The organism is Candidatus Alcyoniella australis (assembly GCA_030765605.1).
GTDB lineage: Bacteria > Lernaellota > Lernaellaia > JAVCCG01 > Alcyoniellaceae > Alcyoniella > Alcyoniella australis.
On sequence record JAVCCG010000018.1, the window covers coordinates 1 to 15,300 of the forward strand.

Annotated in this window: 14 protein-coding genes and 1 tRNA gene; all 15 read right to left on the reverse strand. The window is 60.6% G+C overall.

The genetic code is table 11. From position 1 onward, the window contains the following. Positions 1-122 (reverse strand): GTP-binding protein (locus P9M14_01950; protein MDP8254490.1); only part of this gene is annotated, 122 nt, incomplete at its 3' end. A 13-nt stretch (positions 123-135) separates the two neighbouring features. Then, complete coding sequence (fusA, locus tag P9M14_01955) at positions 136-2,214, reverse strand: elongation factor G (protein MDP8254491.1); 2,079 nt, start codon at positions 2,212-2,214, stop codon at positions 136-138. 57 nt (positions 2,215-2,271) lie between these two features. Continuing rightward, entirely contained in the window at positions 2,272-2,742 is a 471-nt protein-coding gene (rpsG, locus tag P9M14_01960) for a 30S ribosomal protein S7 (protein MDP8254492.1), read from the reverse strand. 12 nt (positions 2,743-2,754) lie between these two features. Next, positions 2,755-3,126, reverse strand: coding sequence for a 30S ribosomal protein S12 (rpsL, locus tag P9M14_01965; GenBank protein MDP8254493.1), 372 nt, complete (start codon positions 3,124-3,126; stop codon positions 2,755-2,757). A gap of 99 nt (positions 3,127-3,225) precedes the next feature. Further along, positions 3,226-7,374, reverse strand: coding sequence for a DNA-directed RNA polymerase subunit beta' (rpoC, locus tag P9M14_01970; protein ID MDP8254494.1), 4,149 nt, complete (start codon positions 7,372-7,374; stop codon positions 3,226-3,228). A 43-nt stretch (positions 7,375-7,417) separates the two neighbouring features. Further along, entirely contained in the window at positions 7,418-11,608 is a 4,191-nt protein-coding gene (gene rpoB, locus P9M14_01975; protein ID MDP8254495.1) for a DNA-directed RNA polymerase subunit beta, read from the reverse strand. 52 nt (positions 11,609-11,660) lie between these two features. Continuing rightward, a complete protein-coding gene (gene rplL / locus P9M14_01980; protein ID MDP8254496.1) occupies positions 11,661-12,047 on the reverse strand; it encodes a 50S ribosomal protein L7/L12 in 387 nt (128 codons plus the stop codon). Positions 12,048-12,076: 29 nt separating this feature from the next. Then, on the reverse strand, positions 12,077-12,601 hold the full coding sequence (gene rplJ, locus P9M14_01985; protein MDP8254497.1) for a 50S ribosomal protein L10: 525 nt from the start codon (positions 12,599-12,601) through the stop codon (positions 12,077-12,079). A 160-nt stretch (positions 12,602-12,761) separates the two neighbouring features. Further along, positions 12,762-13,466, reverse strand: coding sequence for a 50S ribosomal protein L1 (gene rplA / locus P9M14_01990; protein MDP8254498.1), 705 nt, complete (start codon positions 13,464-13,466; stop codon positions 12,762-12,764). A 19-nt stretch (positions 13,467-13,485) separates the two neighbouring features. Next, the gene (gene rplK / locus P9M14_01995) at positions 13,486-13,911 is read right to left on the reverse strand and encodes a 50S ribosomal protein L11 (protein ID MDP8254499.1); all 426 of its coding nucleotides are present in this window, start codon (positions 13,909-13,911) and stop codon (positions 13,486-13,488) included. A gap of 14 nt (positions 13,912-13,925) precedes the next feature. Continuing rightward, positions 13,926-14,456, reverse strand: a complete 531-nt coding sequence (gene nusG, locus P9M14_02000) for a transcription termination/antitermination protein NusG (GenBank protein ID MDP8254500.1) — start codon at positions 14,454-14,456, stop codon at positions 13,926-13,928. A gap of 16 nt (positions 14,457-14,472) precedes the next feature. Continuing rightward, a complete protein-coding gene (gene secE, locus P9M14_02005) occupies positions 14,473-14,664 on the reverse strand; it encodes a preprotein translocase subunit SecE (GenBank protein MDP8254501.1) in 192 nt (63 codons plus the stop codon). Between the two features lie 30 nt (positions 14,665-14,694). Then, a tRNA-Trp gene (locus P9M14_02010) sits at positions 14,695-14,770 on the reverse strand. A gap of 24 nt (positions 14,771-14,794) precedes the next feature. Then, entirely contained in the window at positions 14,795-14,944 is a 150-nt protein-coding gene (gene rpmG, locus P9M14_02015; GenBank protein ID MDP8254502.1) for a 50S ribosomal protein L33, read from the reverse strand. A gap of 18 nt (positions 14,945-14,962) precedes the next feature. Beyond that, positions 14,963-15,300: elongation factor Tu (gene tuf, locus P9M14_02020; protein MDP8254503.1), on the reverse strand; the 338-nt coding region annotated here is incomplete at its 5' end.

Genomic DNA, 15,300 nt, shown 5'->3' on the forward strand with positions numbered 1-15,300 from the left:
AACCCTTTATCAGACATCACCTTGGTAATCGCACTGGTCAACGTCGTCTTGCCGTGATCGATGTGACCAATCGTACCAACATTGAGATGTGGCTTATTACGATTGTATTTTTCCTTGGCCATCCTCTGAGCCTCCTTAATATCCGCGAATGCGGGTCACTATCTCTTGCGCCAGCTGAGCAGGCACTTCCTCATACCTGTCAAACTGCATCGTATAGGTGGCGCGCCCCTGGGTCTGGCTGCGCAGGTCGGTCGAATAACCGAACATCTCAGCCAGCGGCACCTCGGCGTGCACAACATGCATCTGCCCTCGAGCCTCCATCGCCTTGATCCTGCCGCGCCGCGAGTTCAAATCGCCGATCACGTCGCCGAGGTGTTCCTCGGGGGTGACGATCTCGACGGCCATCAGCGGTTCGAGCAGTTTGCTCCCGACCTGTTTGGCCGCGTTGGCAAAGGCCATCTGAGCGGCAATCTTGAAGTCGATGTCGTTGGAATCGACATCGTGGTAATCGCCGTCAACCAGCTTCACCTCTACGTCGATCACCGGGTATCCAGCCAGTGTTCCGCTATCCAGCGACTCGCGCACCCCCCGTTCCACGAACGGGATGAACTCTTTGGGCACGGCGCCGTGGGTCTTGTTGATGAAACCAAGGCCCGATCCGCGCTGGGTCGGCGCGACTTCCAAAACAACCTTGCCGTAGTGGCCGCGGTTGCCCGTCTGTCGCTCGTAGACCGCCTTTGCGCTGCCCGCCGCCGCCAGAGTCTCTTTGTAGGCCACCTGTGGCTTGCCCACGTTGGCCTTGACCGAGAACTCGCGCATCAGCCGATCGACGATGATCTCCAGATGAAGCTCGCCCATCCCGCTGATTAGCGTCTGGCAGGTCTCCTCGTCGACTCGGACCTTGAAGGTCGGATCCTCGACTGCGATCTTGGCCAGACTCTCGGACAGTCGCTCCTGGTCGGTCTGCGTCTTGGGCTCGATGGCGATGCTGATCACGGGCTCGGGGGAATTCAGTCCCTCGAGCACGATCGGCCGATCCATCGAACACAGGGTGTCTCCGGTGATCGTGTGATGCAAACCAACGGCTGCGAGGATGTCGCCGGAGTAGGCCTCCTTGACGTCTTCGCGCTTGTTGGCGTGCATCTTGAGCAACCTTCCGATGCGTTCCTTGCGATCCTTCGTGGCGTTGTAGACCGATGAACCGGCCTTGACCTTTCCCGAGTAGATCCGCAGGTAACACAGCTGGCCCACGTACGAATCGGTCTGGACCTTGAACGCCAAAGCGCACAGTGGGCCATCGTCGTCGGGCGGTCGCTGCTCCTCGCGCTCTTTGCGCGGATTGATGCCGGAGATCGGCGGTACGTCCAGGGGGCTTGGCAGGTATTGGACCACTGCGTCGAGCAACGGTTGAATCCCTTTGTTGCGAAAAGCCGCCCCGCACAACACCGGTACGAGCCTCAGCCCGAGAGTCGCGCGGCGAATAGCGCCACGCAGTTCGTCGTCGGAAATGGATTGATCGGAAAGGAAAAGCTCAAGGAGCTTGTCGTCGTGGTCGGCTAGGGTCTCGACCAACTTGGCGCGCCAGGCCTGCGCCTGTTCGGCGAGTTCCCCCTCCAGTTCGGAGATGCGGAACTCGGCGCCCAACGACTCGTCGTCCCAAATGATCGCCTTGCGATCGATAAGGTCCACGACGCCCTCAAACTCATTCTCGGAGCCGATCGGGAGTTGGATCGCCAGCGGGACTGCGCCCAGCCTGGCTTTTATTTGATCCATCACCTTGTAGAAATCGGCCCCTATCCGGTCCATTTTGTTGACGAACGCAATCTTCGGCACGCCGTAACGATCGGCTTGCCTCCAGACCGTTTCTGATTGAGGCTCGACACCACCTACAGAGCAAAACACTGCGATGCTGCCGTCTAAAACTCTCAAAGAGCGTTCCACCTCGATCGTAAAATCGACGTGCCCCGGCGTGTCCAGGATGTTGATCCGATGATCACGCCAGAGGCAGGTTGTCGCGGCCGCCGTAATGGTGATGCCGCGCTCCTGCTCTTGTGGCATATAGTCCATTTGGGCGGTCCCGTCGTGGACCTCGCCCATCTTGTGACTAACGCCTGTGTAGTAAAGAACCCTTTCGGTCGTTGTGGTCTTGCCCGCGTCGATGTGCGCCATGATTCCGATATTGCGTGTTCGCTGTAGCGAAACCTGGCGTGCCATAACCGGCAGTCCTCTCGTGACCGATGAAACTCATCATGATCATCTGCGCTGTATTCACTACCACCTGTAATGGCTGAAGGCTTTATTGGCCTCGGCCATTTTGTGGGTGTCCTCTTTTTTCTTCACTGCGTTGCCGCGACCGTTGTATGCGTCGAGCAGCTCGCCGGCCAAACGCTCGACCATGCTGTCTTCCCCGCGGTTGCGCGAGAAGTTGATGATCCAGCGCGTGGCCAGGGCCTGACGCCGATCGGGACGAACCTCGACCGGAACCTGATAGGTCGAGCCGCCAACGCGCCGGCTTTTAACCTCGACGTTGGGCTTGACGTTCTCGATCGCGTTTTTAAAGACCTTGAGCGGATCTTCTTTGGTCCGGCCCTCGATCAGGTCGAATGCCCTGTACATGATCTGTTCGGCGGTAGACTTCTTGCCGCCGAGCATCATGCAATTGACAAAGCGGGCGACCTGCTTGTCGTTGAATTTCGGATCCGGCAGGATCTCTCTTTTTGGTACGTTACCTTTGCGCGGCATCTGTCAACCCCGTCACTTCGGTTTCTTCGTGCCGTACTTGCTGCGACGCTGATTACGGTTGGCCACGCCCGAGGAGTCGAGCTTGCCACGAATAATGTGGTAGCGCACTCCGGGCAGATCCTTGACGCGGCCGCCGCGGATCAGCACCACAGAGTGCTCTTGAAGATTGTGTCCCTCGCCCGGAATGTATCCGGTGACCTCGATGCTGTTGGTCAGCCTGATACGAGCCACCTTGCGCAGAGCGGAATTCGGCTTCTTGGGAGTCGTCGTGTATACCCGCGTACATACGCCCCGTTTCTGGGGGCAGCTTTGCAGCGCCGGTGCGCCCGTTTTGGACTTCTGCGGGTTGCGACCCTTGCGTATCATCTGGTTGACCGTCGGCATAAACTGTCCGTCTTGCTTTCTGTAAAGATGTTTCCCATGCCGGTATTCCCGGCCTCAAGAGGCGAGGAATTTAGCAGGCTTGGCAACGACTGTCAAGTACTAAACGGGAACTTCTTCTCCCTCATTTTCGTACTCGTCATCGTCGAGAAATTCTTCTGGCATATCAACGTCGACCTCGAGCTCGTTGTACTTGGGCGTCCCGGTTCCGGCCGGAATCAGACGGCCCATGGTCACGTTCTCTTTGAGGCCGCGCAGGAAATCGGTCTTGCCGCTGATCGAAGCCTCGGTCAGCACCTTGGTCGTCTCCTGGAACGCGGCCGCGGAGAGGAAGCTCTCGGTCGAGAGGCTGGCTTTGGTAATTCCCAACAGCATCGGCTCGCCAACGGCCGGCATGCCGTCGATTTCCAACATCCGCTCGTTCTCGGCCTTGAACACCGCCTTCTCGACCTGTGCTCCGACCAGGAAGTTGGTGTCGCCGATGTCGGTGATTTTGACGCGGCGCAGCATTTGTCGCACGATGGCCTCGATGTGCTTGTCGTTGATCTTCACGCCCTGCAGACGGTAGACCTCCTGCACCTCGTCGACCAGATAGCGCGCCAGCTCTTTCTCGCCGAGCACCTGCAGGATGTCGTGCGGATTGGACGAGCCGTCCATCAGCGGCTCGCCGGCGCGCACGTAGTCGCCCTCGTGCACGCTGATGTGCTTGCCCTTGGGGATCAGGTACTCGGCCTTCTCGCCGATCTCGGGCTCGACGATTACCCGGCGCTTGCCCTTAATGTCCTCGCCGAAGGTCACGCGGCCGTCGATCTCGGAAATGATCGCGTACTCCTTGGGTTTGCGCGCCTCGAACAGCTCGGCCACGCGCGGCAGTCCGCCGGTGATGTCCTTGGTCTTGGTCGTGGCGCGCGGGATCTTGGCGATGACGTCGCCGGGCTCCACGCGGTCGCCCTCGTTGACGTAGATGTTGGCGCCGACCGGCAGCAGGTAGCGTGCGTCGCGGCCCAAGGCCGAGATCTTCTGCGTACGTCCGCGGTCGTCCTTGATCGAGACGCGCGGCCGACTGGTCGGATCTTTGGGCTCGATCACCACCTTGTGCGACAGGCCGGTCACGGTGTCGACCTGCTCGACCATCGTGTCGCCCTCGGTGATGTCGCCGAACTTCACCTTGCCGGCGACGTCGGTCAGGATCGGGTTGGTGTAGGGATCCCACTCGGCCAACAGCTGGCCGACTTTGATCTTCTCGCCCTTGGCGACGTAGAGCTTGGCGCCGTAAACCAGGCGGTAGCGCTCGCGCTCGCGCCCCGCTTCGTCGGTGATCACGATCTCGCTGTTGCGGTTCATCACGATCTGCGCGTCCTGGCGGTCGAGCACCAGGTTCTCGTTGTTGAAGACCACGATGCCCGAGCCGCGCGAGGTCAGCGTCGACTGCTCGACGCGCCTGCTGGCCGTACCACCGATGTGGAAGGTACGCATCGTCAGCTGGGTGCCCGGCTCGCCGATCGACTGTGCGGCGATCACGCCCACGGCCTCGCCGAGGTTGACCATCTTGCCCGAGGACAGGTCGCGGCCGTAGCAGTTGGCGCACACGCCGCGCTTGGCCTCGCAGGTCAGCACCGAACGGATCAGCACGCGCTCGATGCCGCGATCCTCAAGCAGCATTACGTGCCGCTCGGTGATCTGCTCGTTGGCCTTGATCAACACTTCCTCGTTGACCGGGTCGATTACGTCCTGCAGCGCCACGCGGCCCAGAATGCGATCGCCCACGTGCTCGATGATCTCGCCGCCCTCGACCAGCGAGGAGACGTAGATCCCGTCGAGGGTCTTGCAGTCTTCCATCGTGATCACTGTGTCCTGGGCCACGTCGACCAAGCGACGCGTCAGGTAGCCGGAGTTGGCGGTCTTCAGCGCGGTATCGGCCAGTCCCTTGCGCGCGCCGTGCGTAGAGATGAAGTACTGCAGCACGGTCAACCCCTCGCGGAAGTTGGCCGTAATCGGAGTCTCGATGATCTCGCCCGAGGGCTTGGCCATCAGGCCGCGCATCCCGGCGAGCTGGCGGATCTGAGCGACAGAGCCGCGCGCGCCGGAGTCGGCCATGATGAAGATCGAGTTCAGGCTCGGCACCTGGATGTTATCACCCTGGACGTCGGTTACCGTTTCCAGGCCCATGCGCTGCATCATCGCCTTTGAGATGTCCTCGGTGGCGTTGGCCCAGATGTCGATCACCTTGTTGTAGCGCTCGCCGTCGGTGATCAGGCCCTCTTGGTACTGCTCGGTGATCTCGGCCACCAGATCGTTGCTGTTGCCGATGTAGTTTTCTTTGTCCTCGGGAACGAGCATGTCGTCGATGCAGATCGAGATCCCGGCCTGAGTCGAATACTTGAAGCCAAAGGCGCGCAGCCGGTCGGCCAGCAGCACCGTGGCCTTGTTGCCCGAGGCGCGATAGCAGGTGTCGATCAATCCGGCGATCGACTTCTTATCCATCACCTTGTTGTAAACGCTGAACGGGATGTCGGCGGGCACGATGTCGCGCAGTAAGACGCGGCCCACGGTGCTTTCCACGCGCCGCTCGCCTTGGCCGTCATCGAGGTCCATCCGCACTTCAATCCGCGACTGAAGTTCCACCGCGCCGTTGGCCAGTGCGGTGTGCACCTCGTCGCACGAGGAGAAGGCCTTGCCCTCGCCCCGGGCGCCGATGCGATCGCGGGTCATGTAGTAAATCCCGAGGACCATGTCCTGGGTCGGAACGATGATCGGCTTACCGTGGGCCGGGCTGAGGATGTTGTTGGTCGACATCATCAGTACGCGGGCCTCGATCTGGGCCTCGATCGACAGCGGTACGTGGACCGCCATCTGGTCGCCGTCGAAGTCGGCGTTGAACGCGGCGCAGACCAGCGGGTGCAGCTGAATCGCCTTGCCCTCGATCAGCACCGGCTCAAAGGCTTGGATGCCCAAACGGTGCAGGGTCGGCGCGCGATTGAGCATCACCGGGTGTTCGCGGATCACCTCGTCGAGAATGTCCCAGACCTCGGGCTTCTCTTTTTCGACCATCTTCTTGGCCGACTTGATCGTGGTGACGAAGCCGCGCTCCTCGAGCAGGTTGTAAATGAACGGCTTGAACAGTTCGAGGGCCATCTTCTTGGGCAGGCCGCACTGATGCAGCCGCAGCTCGGGACCGACCACGATCACCGAACGGCCGGAGTAGTCCACGCGCTTGCCCAGCAGGTTCTGACGGAAGCGCCCCTGCTTGCCCTTGAGCATGTCCGAGAGCGACTTGAGCGGACGCTTGTTGGGGCCGGTGATCACCCGGCCGCGGCGGCCGTTGTCGAACAGCGCGTCCACCGCCTCTTGCAGCATGCGCTTCTCGTTCTTGATGATGATCTCGGGCGCGTTGAGCTCCTGCAGTCGTTTGAGCCGGTTGTTGCGGTTGATCACCCGACGGTATAGATCGTTGAGGTCGGAAATCGCGAAGCGGCCGCCCTCCAGCGGCACCAGCGGCCGCAGGTCCGGCGGGATCACCGGCACCACGTCGAGGATCATCCACTCGGGACGGTTGCCCGAGTCGCGGAAAGCCTCGATCACCTTCAGCCGTTTGGAAAGGCGCTTGCGCTTGGCGTCGGCCTTGGTGCTGCGCAGCTCGGCACGCAGCTCGATCGAGAGATTTTCCAGGTCGAGCTTGGCGAGCATCTTCTTAATTGCTTCGGCGCCCATACCGGCGCGGAACGCCTCTTCGCCGTACTCGTCGGCGATCTCGCGAAAGCGCTCTTCGGAGAGCAACTCGCCCTCGTTAAGGTCGGTGCGGCCGGGGTCGATCACGATGTACATCTCGAAGTACAGGACCTTCTCCAGCTCCTTGTACGTCATGTCCAGCAGTGCGCCGATACGGCTGGGCAGGCTCTTGAGGAACCAGATGTGGGCCACGGGCGTGGCGAGGCTGATGTGCCCCATGCGCTCGCGGCGCACCTTGCTCTGGATTACCTCGACCCCGCATTTCTCGCAAATGATGCCGCGGTGCTTCATCCGCTTGTACTTGCCGCAGTTGCACTCGAAGTCCTTGACCGGACCGAAGATCTTGGCGCAGAACAGTCCGTCGCGCTCAGGCTTGAACGTGCGGTAGTTGATGGTCTCGGGCTTTTTGACCTCGCCGTAAGACCACTCGCGGATCTGCTCGGGACTGGCCAGGGCGATCTTCAGCGCCTTGATCGTCCTCGGGTTTTTCGGCTTCTCGAAGAGATTGTAAATATCCTTCACAGCGTTCCCTCCCAAGGGGTGGGCTGATGTGCTTTGGTCTCGATCAGAGCTTCGACGAACTCGACGCGGGCCTACTCGGCTCGGACGACGCTCCCTCGTAATCCTCTTCCTGTTCCTCGATCAATTCGACGTCCAGGCCGAGGCTCTGCAACTCTTTGATCATCACCTTGAAGCTTTCGGGCAAGCCCGGTTCGAGTGTGCAGTCGCCCTTAACCACCGACTCGTACATTCTGGCGCGTCCGGCCACGTCGTCGCTCTTGACCGTCAGGCATTCCTGCAGGGCGTAGCCGGCGCCGTAGGCTTCCATCGCCCAGACCTCCATCTCGCCCAGGCGCTGACCGCCGAACTGCGCCTTGCCGCCCAACGGCTGCTGGGTGACCAGGCTGTAGGGCCCGATGGAGCGCGCGTGGATCTTGTCGTCCACCAGATGGTGAAGCTTCATCATGTACATCACACCCACGGTGACGTCGTGGTCGAACGGCTCGCCGGAGCGGCCGTCGAACAGCGTAGCCTGCCCGCTCGTGGGCAGGCTGGCCAGCTTGAGGTACTTTTTAATCTCTCCCTCGGGCGCGCCGTCGAACACCGGGCTGGCCATCAGCACGCCGTCGCCGATCTGCTTGCACAGCTCGATGATCTCGTCGCTCGACGCCTCGTCGAGCATCTTCCTGATCGACGGCGAGTCGTAGATCGTCTTGAGCTGCTTGCGCATGGCGTCGCCGGACCAGTTTGCCGCGATCTGGCGGTCGATCTGCTCGCCCAGGGCGTGCGCGGCCCAGCCCAGATGGGTCTCGAGAATCTGACCGACGTTCATTCGGCTGGGGACTCCCAGCGGATTGAGCACCATGTCGATCGGCGTGCCGTCTTCCATGTACGGCATGTCCTCGGTGGGCACGATCCGGCTGAGTACGCCTTTGTTGCCGTGGCGTCCGGCCATCTTGTCGCCCACGCTCAGGCGGCGCTTGATCGCCACGTAGACCTTGACCATCTTAATCACGCCCGGCGCCATCTCGTCGGACTTCTTGAGCTTGCCGATCTTGTTGTTGAACACGATGCGCACCAGGTCGATCTGCTGATCGAGCTGTTCGATGGACTTGCGCACTTTAGCCTCGGCCTGATCCTCTTTGAGGCTCAGGTCGCGCAGCGCTGATGTCGGAATTTCATCGAACACCGCGGGCGAAATTTTGATTCCCTTTTTGAACAGCACTTTGCGGCCGCCGGCGTCGCTGAGGTTGGCGCTGAGGGTCTTGTTGAGCACGATGCGGCGCATGGTGTCGCGGGCGCCCTCTTCAATGATGCGGATCTCGTCCTCCTGGTCCTGGAGGATCTTGGCGACCTCGATGTCCTCGATCTCTTTGGCGCGCTCGTCCTTTTCGATCCCCTTACGGCTGAAGACCTTGGCGTCGATCACGATGCCGCTGACGCCCGGCGAGACGCTGAGCGATGTATCGCGCACGTCGCCGGCCTTTTCGCCGAAGATCGCCCGCAGCAGCTTCTCCTCGGGGCTGAGCTGAGTCTCGCCCTTGGGAGTGATTTTGCCTACCAGGATGTCGTTGTGGTTGACCTCGGCGCCGATGCGGATAATGCCCGACTCGTCCAGGTCCTTCAGCGCCTCCTCGGAGACGTTGGGAATGTCGCGGGTGATCTCCTCGCGTCCGAGCTTGGTGTCGCGGCTGACGCACTCGAAGACCTCGACGTGGATGCTGGTGAAGCGATCCTCCTTGATCATCTTCTCGCTGATCAGGATCGAGTCCTCGTAGTTGTATCCGCTCCAGGGCATGAAGGCGACCATCACGTTCTGGCCCAGTGCCAGCTCGCCCATGTCGGTCGAGGGGCCGTCGGCGATGATCTGGCCGACGCGCACCCGCTCGCCCTTGTTGACGATCGGCTTTTGGTTGACGCAGGTGTTCTGGTTGGAGCGTTGGTATTTGATCAGATTGTAGATGTCGACCCCGGCCTCGAGCTCGCTCTTCTCGCGCTCGTTGACCTTGATCACGATCCTGCCGGCGTCGACGCTTTCGACCAAGCCGCCGCGGAGGGCGATGACGGTCACGCCCGAGTCCTGGGCCACGACCTTCTCCATGCCGGTGCCGACCAGCGGAGCGCGGGTCTTGAGCAGCGGCACGGCCTGGCGCTGCATGTTCGATCCCATCAGCGCGCGGTTGGCGTCGTCGTGCTCCAAAAACGGGATCAGGCTCGCCGCCACCGACACCAGCTGGTGCGGTGAGACGTCCATCAGGTCGACCTCTTCGCGCGGTACGATCACCACGTCCGAGGAGCGGCGCGCGGTGATCAGCTCGCGGGTAAAGCGGCTGTTATCGTCAAGCGGCGCGTTGGCCTGAGCGATGGTGTGGTTCTCCTCCTTGAGCGCGGAAAGGAACTCCACATCCTCGGTCACCTGTCCCTTTTCGGTATCGACCTTGCGGTACGGGGTCTCGATGAAGCCGTACTCGTCGATACGCGCAAAGGTCGAGAGGCTGGCGATCAGTCCGATGTTCGGACCCTCGGGGGTCTCGACCGGACAGACGCGGCCGTAATGCGTGGTGTGCACGTCGCGCACCTCGAACCCGGCGCGCTCGCGGGTCAGACCTCCGGGTCCCAGGGCGCTGAGGCGCCGCTTGTGGGTGATCTCGGACAGCGGATTGGTCTGGTCCATGAACTGCGAGAGTTGCGAGGAGCCGAAGAACTCCTTGATCACCGCGCTGACCGGCTTGGCGTTGATCAGGTCGTGCGGCATCAGGGTGTCGATCTCCTGCAGGCTCATCCGCTCGCGGATCGCACGCTCCATGCGCACCAGGCCGATGCGGTACTGATTCTCGACCAGCTCGCCCACGGCGCGCACGCGACGGTTGCCCAGATGATCGATGTCGTCGGTCTCGCCCGAGCCCTCTTTGAGGTTCACCAGGTAGAAGACCACGGCCAAAATGTCCTCGCGGTCCAGCGTCTGGCGTTCCAGCGGCTCATCCCGGCCGAGCTTGAAGTTCATCTTCACCCGGCCGACCTTGCTCAGATCGTAGCGCTCGGGATTGAAGAACAGATTGTTGAACAGCGAATTGGAGGTCTCCAGGGTCGGCGGATCGCCGGGCCGCAGCCGTTTGTAGATCTCGACCTTGGCTTCCAGCGGCGAGGTGACCTTGTCGTTGGCCAATGTGTCGCGCAGGGTCGGGCTGGGGCTCGTCTGTCCGGACCACAGCAGGCCGAACTGCGGAATCGAGCGCTCGATGATCAGGCTGAACGCCTGGTCGCTGATCTCCTCGGAGCATTCGAGCAGCACCTCGCCGGTCTCGGGATCGACGATGTCGTAGGCCGCATGGCGACCGATCACCGCGCTCTCGCCGATGGGGATCCACTCGACCTTGGCCTTCTGGATCTCGGCCAATGCCGCGCGGTTGACCCGCCGGCCGCGCTTGACGATCACTTCGCCGCTCTTGGGATGCTTGATCTCCTTGGTCGCCATCTGGCCGCGAAGGGCCTGGGGCACGACCTTCTTGATCATCCGTCCCGGACCCTCGAAGCGCACTTCCTCGATATCGTAGTTGGTGCCGTAGTAGCGATGGAGGATCTCGCTCGGGGTGTATTCCAGGGCCTTGAGCAGGATCGTAGCCGGCATTTTGCGTCGACGGTCGATCCGGACGTAGAGGATGTCCTTACTGTCGAACTCGAAGTCGACCCAGCTGCCCCGGTAGGGAATGATCCTGGCGTTGTACAGCAGCTTGCCCGAACTGTGGGTCTTGCCCTTGTCGTGATCGAAGAACACGCCCGGAGAGCGATGCAGCTGACTGACGATCACGCGCTCGGTGCCGTTGATGATGAACGTGCCGTTCTCGGTCATCAATGGGATTTCGCCGAAGTAGACCTCTTGCTCTTTGACGTCGCGAATGCTCGTCGATCCGGTCTTCTCCTGGATGTCCCAGACTACCAGTCTAATTTTGACCTTGAACGGAGCAGCGTACGTCATCCCGCGCTGGCGACACTCCAGTACGTCGTACTTGGGCGTCTCCAGGGAATACTCGACAAACTCCAACGAGCTGGTGCCGTTGAAGTCCTTGATCGGGAAGACCGATTTGAATACCGCCTGCAGGCCGATATCCTCGCGCTGGTCCGGCGCAAGGTGGTCCTGCAGAAAGTCCCGATAGGATTTGTTCTGAATCTCTATCAGGTTGGGTATGTCGATAATCTGTTCTATCTGTGCGAAGCTCTTACGGAGCCTCTTCTCGAAGGCAAGTTGTCCGGCCACGTTCATCCTCCTGAAAAGGGTTCACCCCGGGACAGGATATACAAGACGCAAACTACTTAACCTCGACCTGAGCCCCGGCTCCTTCCAGCTTCTCGACGATCGCGTTGGCCTCATCCTGGCTGACGCCCTCTTTGACCGCCTTGGGCGCGCTGTCGACCAGCTCCTTGGCCTCTTTCAGGCCCAGGCCGGTAATCGCGCGCACCTCTTTGATCACCTGGATCTTTTTATCTCCGGGTCCGAGCAGGATCACGTTGAACTCGGTCTGCTCTTCAGCCTCGGCATCTGCCTGGCCGCCGGCTGCGGGCATCGCGCCGATCATCATCGGGGCTGCCGCGGACACGCCGAACTTCTCCTCGAACTCTTTGAGCAGCTCGGAAAGTTCGAGCACGCTCATTTTGGCAATCGCGTCCATTATCTCGTCATGGGTCAACTCGGCCATTGATATCTCCTTTTTAAGAGCCGCGCCGCTTAGGCTGCGGCCTCTTGCTTGCTGATGAATGCCTGAATCACGTTGGGCATGCCGCGCAAGATTGCGCCCATCGCCCGGGGCAGACCGGCCACGATCGATTCCATCTGCCCGGCGAACTGCGCCAGCAGCTCGTCGCGCGAGGGCATCCTGGCCAGCGCCTTGATCTCATCGTCGGAGATCAGTTTACCTGAGAGCAGTCCGGCCTTAAGGCTGAACTTGGGGTGCTCCTTGGCGTAGTCGGCCAGCGCCTTGGCGCAGGCAACCGGATCGCCATAGGAAAACACCAGGGCGTTGGGACCGCTGAGCAGTTCGTCGAACTTGCCCAGGTCGTTTTCCTGCCCAGCCAGTCTGGTTATGGTGTTTTTGACCACTTCCATGCGCGCCTGCTGCTCCGTGAGCTGTTCGCGCAATGCGGTGGCCTGTTCCACGGTCAGCCCGATCGGGTTGACCAACATCACCGCCTGTGCTCGGTCGTACTCCTCGAGAAGTCGTGCGACCAGCTTCTGTTTCTGTTCACGGTTCAAGTCATACACCCCCTTCCGCTTTGTTAACGGACCTGCCGATGACAGATTCCGTCGCCCCAGGAGGCTTCGGCCTGTCTGCGCGGGACGGCTGTTGCGGCCGATTAAACCTCAATGGTGCCCGCGGTCTTCGACGACATTCTCAGTCCTATCTATTCCTGTGCTAGCGCAGGGCTTCCATGATCGAGCCCGGATCGATTTTGATCCCCGGGCTCATGGTCGTCGATACGCTGATGTTCTTCAGATAAGTGCCCTTGGCCGTGTTGGGCTTGGCCTTGTTCACGCTCTCCATTAACGCCAGGATGTTTTCCCGGAGTTTTTCCTTGCCAAAGGAGCTCTTGCCGATCAGGGAATGAATGTTGGCCAGCTTGTCGACCCTGTAGTCGACCTTGCCGGCCTTGATCAGGGCAATGGCCTGGGCCACGTCGAAGGTCACGGTCCCGGTCTTGGGATTGGGCATCAGCCCGCGCGGTCCCAGCACGCGACCGAGCTTGGAGACCTGGCTCATCACGTCGGGAGTGGCCACGACCTTGTCGAACTCCAACCAGCCGCCCTTAACCTTGGCCAGCAGCTCGTCGAGTCCCGCGTGGTCGGCCCCGGCATCGAGGGCCTCTTTCTCTTTTTCGCCCTTGGCGAAAACCAGCACGCGAACCTCTTTACCGGTTCCGTGCGGCAATGTCACCGAGCCGCGGACCATCTGGTCGGCGTGCTTGGGGTTGACTCCCAGGCGCACGGCCAGTTCCACGGTCTCGTCGAACTTGGCGCTTGAGACTTGTTCGAGCAGATCCAGCGCCTCGTCGATCGAGTAGCGCTTCGTCTTGTCGACCTTGTCTTGCGCGGTGCGAAGACGTTTGCCTCGCTTCCTCATCGGTTCCTCCGCTCCCGCCTTAGTCTGCGATCTCAAGTCCCATATTGCGGGCGGTACCCGCAATGATCGAGCAGGCGGTATCCAGGTCGTTGGTGTTCAGATCGGGCAGCTTGATCTTGGCGATCTCACGGACCTGTTCCGTGGTCACCTTGCCGACCTTCTCTTTGTTCGGCACACCCGATCCCTTGGCGATGTTCGCGTATTTCTTCAACAGCACCGAGGCCGGCGGCGTCTTGGTGATGAACTTGAAGCTGCGGTCGGTAAAGACCGAGATCACCACGGGGATAATCATCCCCTCTTGGTCGGCCGTGCGGGCGTTGAAAGCCTTGCAGAACTCCATGATGTTCACGCCGTGCTGGCCCAATGCCGGTCCCACGGGGGGGCTGGGATTGGCCTTGCCGGCGGTAACGTGCAACTTGATCTTGGCGATTTCTTTCTTGGCCATTGAACTCTACCTCGTCAGGTCTTTTCGACCTGCTTGAACTCCAGCTCCACCGGGGTCAACCGGCCGAAGATCGAGATCATCACTTTAAGCTTGCCCTTATCGGCGTTAACGTCGTCAACGATTCCCTGAAACGTGGCGAAGGGTCCGTGCTTGACGCGGATCGTCTCGCCCTTTTCGAACTCGATACGCGACGGGCTCTTGAGCGTACCCTCGCTGATCTGGCTGACGATCTTCTGCACTTCCTCGTCGGACACGGTCGGCGGATTGTGCGCACCGCCGACGAATCCGGTGACCCGCGGCGTCGACTTGACCAAGTGCCAGGTGTCGTCGTTGAGCTCCATTTTCACCAGAATGTAGCCCGGGAAGAACTTGCGCCTGATCGTCCGCTTAGCCGAACGCTCCCCCTCGACCACCTTCTCGGTGGGAATCAGCACTTCTTCGAGCATCTCCAGGCAACCGGCGTTTTTGAAACGCTCCTCCAAAGCCAGTTTGGCTTTCTTCTCGTACCCGGAGTAGGTATGAACTACGTACCAGTGTTTGGCCATTGTCCTGTCCGCGATGTCAGCCATTGCTCAACACGAGGCCGAGCAATGAGCTGATCAGCGAGTCGCTGAGGAAGAAAAACAGGGCGAAGATCCCGGTCACGCCGATCAGCACCCAAGTGCTGGCCACGGTCTCCTGCCTGGTGGGCCAGGACACCTTTTTCAGCTCGATCCAGACCTCGCGTAAGAACTGGCGCGACTTGGCGATCATTGCTAGCTGCTCCCTCTCGATAAAAATAACTGGCAGGCCAGGAGGGAATCGAACCCCCAACACCCGGTTTTGGAGACCGGTGCTCTGCCAATTGAGCTACTGGCCTGCTCCTACCACATATCTGATCGGTCTATTTGGTTTCCTTGTGCAACGTATGGCGCTTGTCGAAGCGGCAGTACTTTTTAAACTCGAGCTTGCCTTGAGTCCGCTTCTTATTTTTTGTAGTCGTGTAGTTTCGGCGCTTACACTCGGTGCACGCAAGAGTAACGATATCGCGCATTAGGGCTCCCCGGCTGCCTTAGGCCTTGATCTTGGTGATGACGCCGGCGCCCACTGTGCGGCCGCCCTCGCGGATCGCGAAACGCAGGCCCTCTTCCATCGCAATCGGCGTGATCAACTTGACGTCGACCTCTGTATTCTCGCCCGGCATTACCATCTCGACGCCTTCCTTCAGCGTCACCACGCCCGTGACGTCGGTGGTGCGGAAGTAAAACTGCGGACGGTAACCGTTGAAAAACGGAGTGTGACGACCACCCTCCTCTTTGCTCAATACGTAAACCTCGGAGCTGAACTCCGTATGCGGCGTGATCGAACCGGGCTTGGCCAATACCTGGCCGCGCTCGATATCGTCGCGCT